An 11,566-nucleotide genomic window follows, 5' to 3' on the forward strand; every position below is an offset into this window, starting at 1 on the left:
GAGCTAGCGGTGCTGCCGCAGGACGAGGCGGCCAGGCCGCTGATCGAGCTGATGCACGGCGACTGCAAGGCTTCGACCAGGAACCTGGCGCGCGCGCTCAGTTGCGCGCTGGCCCGGCCCGTCAGGAGTATCTGTACGAACTGCCGTTGAAGCCATCAAAGCCTTTTCCCTTGAATACCATCGGGCCGTCCATGGTGACGAGCACGCGCTCGCCGTCCCACTGCAGCCAAGGCGTATTCTCGCTGCCCGGCTCCGAGGTCTGGCCCGACGGCCCCAGCGAAATCTGGTCGCCGTCGATAATCGCCGTGCCGATCACGTAGGTGTACACGCTGCTGCTCGTGGCCGCCTTGCTGCTGTTGAAGTCGAAGGCGCATTCAACCACTTGCTCGCCGTATTCCATGCGCATGATTGGCTTGAGCGAGGCCACCGACACCGAGCCATTGCCCACCGCCGAGTAGACGCTGAACACCAGCGCCACGCGTCCGCCCGAGAGCTGGGCGAGGGCCGGATTGACCTCGACCGTTTCGGTGGCCGGCTGCTTGGCGGAGGCCACCTGGACGTCGCCCATGTGATGCACGTAGGGCGCCTTGTCGAAGGCGCCGGCGCGGTCGGGGGCGGTGATGAAGTTCATTCGGCCGTCGGGCAGCAGCACGCCGACGCGCAGGTCGAGGTCGTCGTTGTTGCTATTGCTGTCGCCGTTGTCCCGCCAGGTGGCGCGCACCACCAGTTTTTTGGGCGCGCCCGCGCCTTTGACCAGCGAGACCACATGCCGCTCGCCGGGCTTGGTCAGGGTGACCTTGGACAGCGACACCTTGGGCGCGGCGGGCGCCGGCGCCGGCGCGGGTGCAGCCGGCGCCTTGGCGCCGGTATCTTCCGCGCCGCCGTAATGGGCGAGCAGGGCCGACAGGCCGCCGGCGAAGCCCTGGCCCACGGCGCCGTAGCGCCAGGCGCCGTCGCGCAGGTACAGTTCACCGACGATGACCGCTTTTTCGGTGTCGAAATCGGCGCCGGAAAAAGCGAAGCGCGCCGAACCCAGGGTCATCGCGCTGTGCCCGAGGCGCTTCATGTCGCCCTCGCCATCGATGGAGGCGGCGAACACCAGGCGCTCGATGCTGGCCGGCAGCCTGGCCAGGTCGATCGCGAAGATGCTGGCGTCGCCGCGCGTGTCGTACTTGACGGCATCGGCCGGACTGGCTTTCTGGTTGAAAAAGATCATGAAGCGCTCGTCCGACAGGCGGCTGTTGGCGTCCAGCCCGAAGCAGGCAACGTCGATCACCAGCCCGGCCGGCGCCATCTCCACTGTGACGTTGAAGGGGCCGGAGCAGCCTATGTCGGCCAGCTTCCCTTTTTGTCCGCGTCCTATCTCGTTCATGTTCATCCTCAAAAAGTGGTGGCGCCAACGGTCACGCCTTGTGGCGGTGAGCGGGCGCTGCATGCGGGAATTATAGCGTGCAAAGAAGCCAATATTGCACGCATCATCGTTTCTTTTGCGCAATAGGAATGCGCTCCGCGCGGGGTCCCGCTGTCGCTGCGCGCCAACTGCCGACGGGGTGGAAGCGATGTTGGCGAGGGCATGCGTCCCGGCCGGGGGTGATCGGGCCGCGACTATGGTGTATATTCACGCCCGGCGCGTGGCGCCTGTTCACAACACGAGAGACAACAATGAATACAGCAATTTTCGCCATCGTCGCCTACCTGATCGGCTCGATTTCCTTCGCCGTGGTGATGAGCCGCGTGTACGGCCTGTCCGATCCGCGCACCTACGGTTCCAAAAATCCGGGCGCGACCAATGTGCTGCGCAGCGGCAACAAGGGCGCGGCGATCGCCACCCTGATCGGCGACGCCGCCAAAGGCTGGTTCGCGGTGTGGCTGGCGATTTTGCTGGCGCCCAAGTTTGGCGTGGGCACGGCCGGCATCGCGCTGGTGGCCATTGCGGTGTTCCTGGGGCACCTGTGGCCGGTGTTCTTCCGCTTCGTGGGCGGCAAGGGCGTGGCGACCGCGCTCGGCGTGCTGCTCGGGATTAACATCTGGCTGGGCCTGGCCACCGCGCTGGTGTGGCTGGCGGTGGCTTACACCTTCCGTTATTCGTCGCTGGCGGCGCTGGTGGCGTCGGTGTTCGCACCGCTGTATTTCGGGGTCATGTTCGGCATCAATGAACTGTTTTTCGCCGTCCTGGCGATGAGTTCGCTGCTGCTGTACCGCCACAACCAGAACATCGCCAACTTGATGGCCGGCAAGGAAAGCAAGATCGGCAGCAAATCGGGCGAGGCCAAAAAATAGGGTGTGCAAGTGGGTTTTGCCGCTTGGGGCTAGAATGGAACGCCCGACTGACAGGAGCCCCTGGTGACCAAGCTGAAAATTGATTTTGTATCCGACATCTCCTGCCCCTGGTGCGTGATTGGCCTCAAGTCGCTGGAACAGGCGATTGGCCGCCTGGACGGCGTGGCCAGCGCCGAACTGCACTTCCAACCGTTTGAACTCAATCCGCGCATGGTGGCCGAAGGCCAGGATATCGGCGAACACCTGAGCGAAAAATACGGCGCCACGCCGGAGCAGGGCGCGCAGACGCGCGAGATGATCCGCGCACGCGGGGCCGAGCTGGGCTTTGCCTTCGACATGGGTGCGCGCAGCCGCATCTACAACACCTTCGACGCGCACCGTTTGCTGCACTGGGCCGAGCCGCAGGGGCGCCAGCGCGAACTGAAAATGGCCTTGTTCGAAGCGTACTTCACCAAGGGCGACAGTCCCGGCGACCATGCCGTGCTGGCGCGGGTGGCGGGCGAAGTGGGCCTGGACGCGGCGGCGGCCGCCGAGGTGCTCGCCAGCGGCGCGTATGCCGCCGAGGTGCGCGAGCGCGAGCAGTTCTACCAGCGGCAGGGCATCCATTCGGTGCCGGCGATCATCATCAACGACCGTCATTTGATTTCCGGTGGACAGCCGCCGGACGTGTTCGAACAGGCGCTGCGCCAGATCGCGGCCGAGTCCACAGACAACCTCACTTCAACGGAGCAATAAGATGCCTACAGCCAGCTGGAATGGCGCCGTGATCGCCGAAGCATCGGATGATCAGGTGCAGATCGTTGAAAATAATGTGTATTTCCCGATGTCGGCGGTGAAGCAGGAATATTTGCAGCCGAGCGCGACCGAGACCAAGTGCCCGTGGAAGGGGACGGCGAACTATTTCAGTTTGCTGGTTGATGGTGAAACCAATCGCGACGCGGTGTGGACCTACCGCGCGCCGTTCGATGCGGCCAGGCAGATTGCGGGGCACGTGGCGTTCTGGAAGGGTGTGACCGTTCAGCGTTGACCTGAAAACCGTCGTCTCCGGCATTGCCGGAAGCGACTTCCCGTTTTGGTGCGCCGCACAATAACGGTGCCCAAAACCACCCATCGCGGCGCCCCATGCCGTTCAATTCCCTCTCCCTCACTCTCGTTTCCCGCTGGCACGCCGCTTGCTGATGCTGTTGGTAAGGGCGCACGTCCGCGCCTCGCTTGCCAAACGAGGGAACCATGACCACCGACCGCACCACCAAGCTGACCCGCCGCACCCTGCTCAAGGCTGGCGCCGCCGTCTCGTTGACCGGCCTTGCCAGCGGCGGCGTGTTTGCCGCCGGTTCCGACAAACCCGAAAAAGAAGAGATCAAGGTCGGCTTCATCCCCCTGACCGACTGCGCCTCCGTGGTCATGGCCTCGGTGCTCGGCTTCGATAAAAAATACGGCATCAAGATCGTCCTGAGCAAGGAATCGTCCTGGGCCAGCGTACGCGACAAACTGGTCAACGGCGAACTCGACGCCGCGCACGTGCTCTACGGCCTGCTGTATGGCGTCCAGATGGGCGTGGGCGGCGCCAGAAAGGACATGGCGGTGTTGATGAACCTGAACCACAACGGCCAGGCCATCACCCTCTCCAAAAAAGTGGCCGACAAAGGCGGCGTGGACGGCGCCTCCCTCGCCAAGCTGATGCAAACGGACAAGCGCGAGTATGCCTTCGCCCAGACTTTTCCGACCGGCACCCACGCCATGTGGCTGTACTACTGGCTGGCCACCTACGGCATCAACCCGCTCAAGGACGCCAAGGTGATCACCGTGCCGCCGCCGCAGATGGTGGCCAACATGCGGGTCGGCAATATGGACGGCTTTTGCGTGGGCGAGCCGTGGAACCACCGCGCCATCGTGGACGGGGTCGGCATCACCGCCGCCACCACCCAGGACATCTGGAAAGACCATCCCGAAAAAACCCTCGGTACCACGCTCGAGTGGGCCACAAAATACCCGAACAGCGCGCGCGCCCTGATCGCCGCCGTGCTGGAGGCGAGCAAGTGGATCGACGCCGGCCTCGTCAACAAGGCCAGGATGGCTGCCACTATCGCCGACAAGTCCTACGTGAACACCTCGGTCGATGTGATCAACCAGCGCATCCTGGGGCGCTACCAGAACGGCCTGGGCAAGACATGGGACGATCCGGACTGCATGAAGTTCTACAACGACGGCGCGGTCAACTATCCGTATTTGTCGGACGGCATGTGGTTCATGACCCAGCACAAGCGCTGGGGCTTGCTCAAGGCCGAGCCCGATTACCTGGCCACCGCCACCAGGGTCAACCAGATCGCCCTGTACACCGAGGCCGCCGCCATGGCCAAAGTAAGCGTGCCGAAGTCGCCGCTGCGCACGGTAAAAATGCTCGACGGAACGGTCTGGGATGGCAAGAATCCCAAGGCCTACGCCGATTCCTTCAAGATCAAAGCCTGAACCGGGAGCCCATGATGAGTGCCGTACTGGAATCGATGAACGCGGAGGCCGCCCCGCTGGCGGCGCCCACGCCGGAAAAACGTGCGCGCAGCGAGCGCCTCGCCAGCCAGGGCGTGATTTTGAGCAATGGAAAGCCGCGCCTGCGCGCCTTCTTGCTGGCCGTGCTGCCGCCGCTGCTGGGGCTGGGCTTGCTGGTGCTGCTGTGGCAGATTTTGTCGCTCAACAACAGCAGCTTTCCTTCGCCCGCCGTCACCTTCGCCGAAGCGCTGCGCATGTTCGCCGACCCGTTCTACCGCAACGGCCCCAACGACCAGGGCATCGGCTGGAATATCCTGGCCTCGCTCAAGCGGGTGGCGCTCGGTTTCGGCTTGGCGGCGGCGGTCGGGATTCCGCTCGGCTTCCTGATCGGGCGTTTCAGCTTTCTGGCGGGCATGTTCAACCCGATCATCAGCCTGCTCAAGCCGGTCTCGCCGCTGGCCTGGCTGCCGATTGGCTTGCTGGTGTTCAAGTCGGCCGATCCGGCGGCGATCTGGTCGATCTTCATCTGCTCGATCTGGCCGATGATCGTCAACACCGCCGCCGGCGTGCAGCGCGTGCCGCAGGACTACATGAACGTGGCGCGCGTGCTGCAACTGTCGGAGTGGAAAATTTTCACCAGGATCTTGCTGCCCTCGGTGTTGCCGCACATGCTGACCGGCGTGCGCCTGGCCATCGGCACCGCCTGGCTGGTGATCGTCGCGGCCGAAATGCTGACCGGCGGCGTCGGTATCGGCTTCTGGGTGTGGGACGAGTGGAACAACCTGAACGTGCCGCACATCATCATCGCAATCGTCGTCATCGGCGTGGTCGGGCTGCTGCTCGAACTTGCCCTGGTGACGCTGGCCAAGGCCTTTACCTATGAAGAAGCGGGGACCTGACATGAACAAGAAATTCATTGAAGTGCAGCACGCCGAGATGGTGTTCGAGACCCGCAAGGGCCGCTTTCACGCGCTCAGCAACGTCAACCTGACGGTGGCGCAGGGCGAGTTCGTCACCCTGATCGGCCACTCGGGTTGCGGCAAGTCGACCCTGCTCAACCTGTTGGCGGGCTTGACCAAGGCTAGCGACGGCGCCCTGATCTGCGCCGGGCGCGAGATTGCCGGACCATCGCCCGAGCGCGGCGTGGTGTTCCAGAATCACTCGCTGTTGCCATGGCTGAGCTGCTTCGAGAATGTGTACCTGGCGGTCGAGCGCGTGTTCGCGAGCAAGGAGTCAGGCAGCCAGATGCGCGAGCGCACCACGGCGGCGCTGGCGCTGGTGGGGCTGGACGCGGCGGCCCGCAAGCGGCCGAACGAAATCTCGGGCGGCATGAAACAGCGCGTCGGCATTGCCCGCGCGCTGTCGATGGAGCCGAAGGTGCTGCTGATGGACGAGCCCTTCGGCGCGCTCGACGCCCTCACGCGCGCGCACCTGCAAGATGAATTGCTGCGCATCGTGGTCCGCACCGGCTCCACCGTGGTGATGGTGACCCACGACGTGGACGAGGCGGTGCTGCTGTCGGACCGCATCGTGATGATGAGCAACGGGCCGGCCGCCACCATCGGCGACATCGTGCGGGTAGCGCTGGCACGCCCGCGCGAGCGGCTGGCGCTGGCGCATGACCGGCAGTACATGGACTACCGCACGCGCGTGCTGGAGTTTTTGTATCAGCGCCAGGCACGGCCGCAGGCGGCGTAGGGCAGGCGGCGCCGCAGCCTGTCAGGCGATATCGAGCACGATCGGTTGATGGTCCGAGGCCGCCGTTTCCGACTGCACTTCCACCTCCGTCACGCGCTGCGCCAGATCGTTCGTGACGAAAAAGTAGTCGAAGCAATCGGCCCGCTCCGGCCACTTGAAGCCATGCAAGCCGGCGGTGGGCGCGCGCGCGATCTCCGGATGGCGCAGGCGCCAGGCGTCCACCAGCGGCAGCGCGATGTTGTCGTCGGGCGTGATCAATTCCTGGTAGTCGGGCGAATCGGGCGTGAAGTTGAAGTCGCCGCAATAGATCGCGGAACCGGGGCGGAAACCGAGCTGGTAGGGCGAATCCATGCTCGGGTCCGGTTGAAAGATACGCGCCCGTTCGCACGCTTCCCAATGCAGGTACTTGAGATGCCGCACCTGCGCCATGCGCTGCAGCGGCGAGTAATATTCGAGGTGCGTGGTCAGCACGCGCACCTTGCCGCCGGGGGCGTCGATGACGGCTTCGATCAACCCGCGCGGCATGCCGGCCGGACTGTTCGGATCGGGCGGCCACGGCAGCAGGTAGCGGTGCACCTGGTTGATGCGGTATTTGGAGAGCAACATATTGCCGAACTGGCGCGGCAGGTTGTTCTGGTAGATTTCGCTGGTCGGTTCGATCACCGGCTGGTAGCCACCAAAGGCGCCCGCCAACTGGCGGAACTGGTTGGATGTCGCGTTGCCTTCGAGCTCAGCATGATTTGACGCAACTTCTTGCAGGCAAATCACATCGGGATTTAATTTGCGCAACACATCGATGATGGCGTGAATGCGGATCCTGCCATCCTTGCCGCAACCCCAGTGAATATTCCAGCTAACAACACGCATACAGCACCTCCGGAAAAACAGAACCGGGCGAGTGTGCCATTCTTTGGAAAAATACGGTACACGGTAGGATCGTCATCCGCTCCGCACGTGCGCCGCGCGGGTGTTGGTCAGACCACCTTGATCTCGTCGAGCGGCCAGCGCGGGCGCACATTGAAGCCGTAGTCGCGCGTGGCCGCGTCGGGGTTGATTTGCAGGCGCATGGCGCCGGCAAAGGCGATCATGGCGCCGTTATCGGTGCAAAATTCCAGCTCCGGATAGAACACGCGGAATTTCTTGGCCGACGCCGCCGCGTTGAGCGAGGCGCGCAGCTGCGAGTTGGCGCCCACGCCGCCGGCGATCACCAGCCGTTTGAGGCCCGTGTGGCGCAGCGCGCTGACGCACTTGGCGGTCAAGACATCGACGATGGCGTCGACGAAGCCGCGCGCGATATTGGCCTTGTCCTGTTCGCAGATATTGGCGATGACTTTTTCTTCGTGGTTCTTCACCACCGTCAGCACGGCCGTTTTCAGGCCCGAGAAGCTGAAGTTGAAGTCTTTCGAGTGCAGCATGGGACGCGGCAGCTTGTAGGCCAGCGGATCGCCGAATTCGGCCAGGCGTGAAATCGCCGGGCCGCCGGGGTAGCCCAGGCCGAGCAGCTTGGCCGACTTGTCGAACGCCTCGCCGGCCGCGTCGTCCAGCGTTTCTCCGAGCAGGGTGTACTGGCCGACGCCATCGACCCGCATCAACTGCGTATGGCCGCCCGAAACGAGCAGCGCGATGAAGGGGAACTGCGGCGGATCGGAGGCCAGCAGCGGCGAGAGCAGGTGGCCTTCGAGGTGGTGCACGCCGAGCACCGGCTTGTCGAGCGCCAGCGCAAGGCTGCACGCGATCGACGAGCCGACCAGCAGCGCACCGGCCAGGCCCGGGCCCTGGGTGTAGGCGATGGCGTCGATGTCGGCCATGGCCACGCCGGCGCGCGAGAGGGTTTCTTCGAGCAGCGGGATGGCGCGCCGGATATGGTCGCGCGAGGCCAGTTCCGGCACCACGCCGCCATATTCTTCGTGCATGGCGACCTGCGAATGCAGGGCGTGGGAGAGCAAGCCGCGTTGCGTGTCGTACAACGCAAGGCCGGTTTCATCGCAGGAGGATTCGACGCCGAGAACAATCATGGAGGGTATGGAAGATAAGGGGGAATGCGCCATTGTAAAGCACTGCCCCGTCGTTCCCGCGCAGGCGGGAACCCAAGTCCGTCGATAAGCCGTTAGCTGCGCTACGTCCTTGGGTTCCCGCCTGCGCGGGAACGACGGCTCTGAGGGGGGGGCTTTAAGGACGCTGCAACAGCTCCGCGTGCGCGGCGCGCAGCATCTTCTCGGTCGCATCCCAGTCGATGCAGCCGTCGGTGACCGAACAACCATACTTCAACTGCGTCAGATCCGCCGGGATCTTCTGGTTGCCGCCGACGATATTCGACTCGATCATCACGCCCACCAGCGATTTGTTCCCGTGCCGGATCTGCTGCACCACGTCCGACATCACCAGCGGCTGCAACTCCGGCTTCTTGTAGCTGTTCGCATGCGAGCAGTCGACCACCAGGTTGGCCGGCAGCTTGGCTTTTTCAAGCGCCTGCTCCGCAATCGCGATCGACACCGAATCGTAATTCGGACGTCCATCGCCGCCGCGCAGCACCACGTGCCCGTAGGCGTTGCCGCTGGTGCGCACGATCGACACCGTGCCCTGGCCGTTGATGCCCAGGAACGAGTGCGGATGCGCCGACGACAAAATGGCGTTGATCGCGATGCTGATGTCGCCATCGGTGCCGTTCTTGAAACCGACCGGCGTCGACAAACCCGACGACATCTCGCGGTGCGTCTGCGATTCGGTGGTGCGCGCGCCGATCGCGGTCCAGGCGATCAGGTCGCCCAGGTACTGCGGCGAAATCGGGTCCAGCGCTTCGGTGGCGGTGGGCAGGCCCATTTCGCAGACGTCCAGCAGGAAGCGGCGCGCCTTTTCCATGCCTTCGTCGACGCGGAAGGAATCGTCCATGTGCGGGTCGTTGATATAGCCCTTCCAGCCGGTCGTGGTGCGCGGCTTTTCGAAATACACGCGCATCACCAGCAGCATGGTGTCGGCCACTTCGGCCTGCAGCGCCTTGAGGCGGTGCGCATAGTCGATGCCGGCCACCGGGTCGTGGATCGAGCACGGGCCCACGACGACGAACAGGCGCTTGTCCTTGCGGTCGATGATGTCGCGCAGGGCGGCGCGGCCCTGCATGACCGTGGCGAACGCGCTGTCGGTCAGGGGGAGGCGCTTGTGCAGCTCTTCCGGGGTCGGCATGGTCGCGAACGACGTGACGTTGGTATTTTCGATGTCTGGAGTAGTAATCATGAAGGCTGCTTTTTCTCGTGTTTTTCGGCGTGGATACGGGAGTTTAGCCCGAATCGGGCACTCTTGCACAAGCTGCATCAAAAGCCGGCCCGATTGCGACGGTGCGTGTCATCAACGAGTCATCTCGCCCGTTTAAGCTTGCCGGCTTCTCAACTGCCTATCACGAGCTGTCATGACCCAACCGAATTCGCGCCGCAAGTTCCTTCGCAACCTCTCTCTCGGGACCGTCGCGGCGTCCGGCGTCGCACTGGCCGGCTGCGGCGGCAGCGATGGCGGCGATATCGATGTCCGCTTCGCGCACGGCGTCGCCAGCGGCGATCCGCTGAGCGACCGCGTCATCGTCTGGACCCGCATCGGCACCGCCGCCAGCGGCGATATCGACGTCAGTTGGGAGCTCTCCGAAGACAGCAACTTCGCCGTCATCGCCGCCAAAGGCAGCACCAGCACCGGCCCGGCGCGCGACTACACCGTCAAGGTCGACGTGACCGGGCTGGCCGCGAATCGCGCCTATTACTACCGCTTCGTGGCGTACGGCGTGGTCTCGCCGGTCGGCCGCACCAAGACGATCGGCAGCGGCAACCTGGCGCAGGTCAAGCTGGCGGTGTTCAGCTGCACCAACTACCCGGCAGGCTACTTCCACGTCTACGCCGAAGCGGCAAAACTGAACGACATCGACGCCGCCATCCATTTGGGCGACTATATCTACGAATACGCCAAGGACGGTTACGCCGCCAAGGACGCCGAGGCGATGGGCCGCGTGTCGGTGCCGGCCAACGAGATCATTACCCTGAGCGACTACCGGCGCCGCTATGCCCAGTACCGCGCCGACAAGGACCTGCAGGCGCTGCACGCGCGCATGCCCTTCATCACCGTGTGGGACGATCACGAACTGGCCAACGACACCTGGCGCGAAGGTGCGGAGAACCACGACCCGGCCACCGAAGGCCTGTTCCTGGCGCGCCGCCAGATGGCGATCCAGGCCTACAACGAGTGGATGCCGATCCGCCTGCCGGACGCCAGCAAGCCCGATCGCATCTACCGTTCCTTCGACTTCGGCAACCTGCTGTCGCTGCACATGCTCGACACGCGCGTGATCGGGCGCGACAAGCAGCTCGCTTACCCAAGCTACGTCGGCGCCGGCGGCGCGTTCAACGGCGCCGCGTTCGCGGCCGATGCGGGCAACCCGGCGCGCCAGCTGATGGGCCTTGAGCAAACCACCTGGCTCAAAGGCCAGCTGACCAAGTCGAGCGCCACCTGGCAGATGCTGGGCCAGCAGGTGCTGATGGCGCGCATGAACCTGCCGGCGCCGCTGGTGCTGGGCGCAATCGGCTTCGGCGCCTACGTCGCGCTGCTGGCCAAAGCGAAGAGCGCGCCGGCCAGCTTGAGCGCGGCCGAACAGCAGATCCTGGCCCAGCCATCGGTGCCATACAACCTCGATGCGTGGGACGGCTACCAGGCCGCGCGCGAAACCGTGCTGGCCACCGCCAAAGCGCTGAACAAGAACCTGGTGGTGCTGGCCGGCGACACGCACAACGCATGGGCCAGCGACCTGGCCGACATGAACGGGCAGGCGGTCGGGGTGGAGTTCGGGGTGTCGTCGGTGACCTCGCCGGGTTTTGAAGAGATTTTCAAGAACGAGGATCCGGCGCTGGTGGCGGCCGGCCTGGAACAGATCATCGGGCCGCTGGTGTACGCGGAAACGAAGTCGCGCGGCTTCATGGTGGTGACGGTGACGCCGCTGGACGCGCGCGCCGAGTACCGTTTTGTGAGCACGGTCAAGTCGACCAGCTACACGGTCGTGCCAGGCAAGGTCCTCAAGACGCTGCCGGGCGCCGCCAACCGCAAGCTGATCGCAGCATAGCGCCGGACA

General features: G+C 64.4%; 11 protein-coding genes and 1 pseudogene. 8 read left to right on the forward strand and 4 right to left on the reverse strand.

The features are described from left to right. Positions 1-18: 18 nt before the first annotated feature. A pseudogene (locus tag F0185_RS00505) lies at positions 19-126 on the forward strand (Cys-tRNA(Pro) deacylase); the annotation flags it as partial. On the opposite strand, the gene F0185_RS00510 reads toward F0185_RS00505, so the two are convergent. Then, positions 122-1,372, reverse strand: coding sequence for a TerD family protein (locus tag F0185_RS00510; protein WP_167220602.1), 1,251 nt, complete (start codon positions 1,370-1,372; stop codon positions 122-124). The pseudogene F0185_RS00505 and the gene F0185_RS00510 overlap by 5 nt on opposite strands. Before the next feature lie 290 nt (positions 1,373-1,662). Here F0185_RS00510 and plsY point away from each other — a divergent pair, with 290 nt between their 5' ends. The 6 genes from plsY to F0185_RS00540 all read left to right on the forward strand — a co-directional run bounded on the left by plsY (position 1,663) and on the right by F0185_RS00540 (position 6,465). After that, entirely contained in the window at positions 1,663-2,280 is a 618-nt protein-coding gene (plsY, locus tag F0185_RS00515) for a glycerol-3-phosphate 1-O-acyltransferase PlsY (RefSeq protein WP_167220604.1), read from the forward strand. A gap of 60 nt (positions 2,281-2,340) precedes the next feature. Further along, complete coding sequence (locus F0185_RS00520) at positions 2,341-3,015, forward strand: DsbA family oxidoreductase (RefSeq protein ID WP_167221286.1); 675 nt, start codon at positions 2,341-2,343, stop codon at positions 3,013-3,015. A gap of 1 nt (position 3,016) precedes the next feature. Then, a complete protein-coding gene (locus tag F0185_RS00525; RefSeq protein ID WP_167220606.1) occupies positions 3,017-3,307 on the forward strand; it encodes a DUF427 domain-containing protein in 291 nt (96 codons plus the stop codon). A gap of 203 nt (positions 3,308-3,510) precedes the next feature. Beyond that, positions 3,511-4,749 (forward strand): CmpA/NrtA family ABC transporter substrate-binding protein, encoded by a 1,239-nt coding sequence (locus F0185_RS00530; protein WP_167220608.1) that lies wholly within the window; start codon positions 3,511-3,513, stop codon positions 4,747-4,749. Between the two features lie 14 nt (positions 4,750-4,763). Continuing rightward, entirely contained in the window at positions 4,764-5,666 is a 903-nt protein-coding gene (gene ntrB / locus F0185_RS00535) for a nitrate ABC transporter permease (protein ID WP_187362406.1), read from the forward strand. A 1-nt stretch (position 5,667) separates the two neighbouring features. After that, positions 5,668-6,465: an ABC transporter ATP-binding protein gene (locus F0185_RS00540; RefSeq protein ID WP_167220610.1), complete on the forward strand. Its 798-nt coding sequence runs from the start codon at positions 5,668-5,670 to the stop codon at positions 6,463-6,465. A 21-nt stretch (positions 6,466-6,486) separates the two neighbouring features. Here F0185_RS00540 and F0185_RS00545 read toward each other — a convergent pair whose 3' ends face one another. From F0185_RS00545 to F0185_RS00555, 3 genes are all read right to left on the reverse strand, one after another. Next, positions 6,487-7,332, reverse strand: a complete 846-nt coding sequence (locus F0185_RS00545; protein ID WP_167220612.1) for an endonuclease/exonuclease/phosphatase family protein — start codon at positions 7,330-7,332, stop codon at positions 6,487-6,489. Positions 7,333-7,439: 107 nt separating this feature from the next. After that, positions 7,440-8,480 (reverse strand): tRNA (adenosine(37)-N6)-threonylcarbamoyltransferase complex transferase subunit TsaD, encoded by a 1,041-nt coding sequence (gene tsaD / locus F0185_RS00550; protein ID WP_166889547.1) that lies wholly within the window; start codon positions 8,478-8,480, stop codon positions 7,440-7,442. A gap of 154 nt (positions 8,481-8,634) precedes the next feature. Further along, complete coding sequence (locus F0185_RS00555; RefSeq protein ID WP_166889921.1) at positions 8,635-9,693, reverse strand: 3-deoxy-7-phosphoheptulonate synthase; 1,059 nt, start codon at positions 9,691-9,693, stop codon at positions 8,635-8,637. A gap of 175 nt (positions 9,694-9,868) precedes the next feature. Here F0185_RS00555 and F0185_RS00560 point away from each other — a divergent pair, with 175 nt between their 5' ends. After that, positions 9,869-11,557: an alkaline phosphatase D family protein gene (locus tag F0185_RS00560; RefSeq protein ID WP_167220614.1), complete on the forward strand. Its 1,689-nt coding sequence runs from the start codon at positions 9,869-9,871 to the stop codon at positions 11,555-11,557. Positions 11,558-11,566: the final 9 nt, after the last annotated feature.

The organism is Massilia rubra, from assembly GCF_011682065.1.
Lineage (GTDB): Bacteria > Pseudomonadota > Gammaproteobacteria > Burkholderiales > Burkholderiaceae_D > Telluria_A > Telluria_A rubra.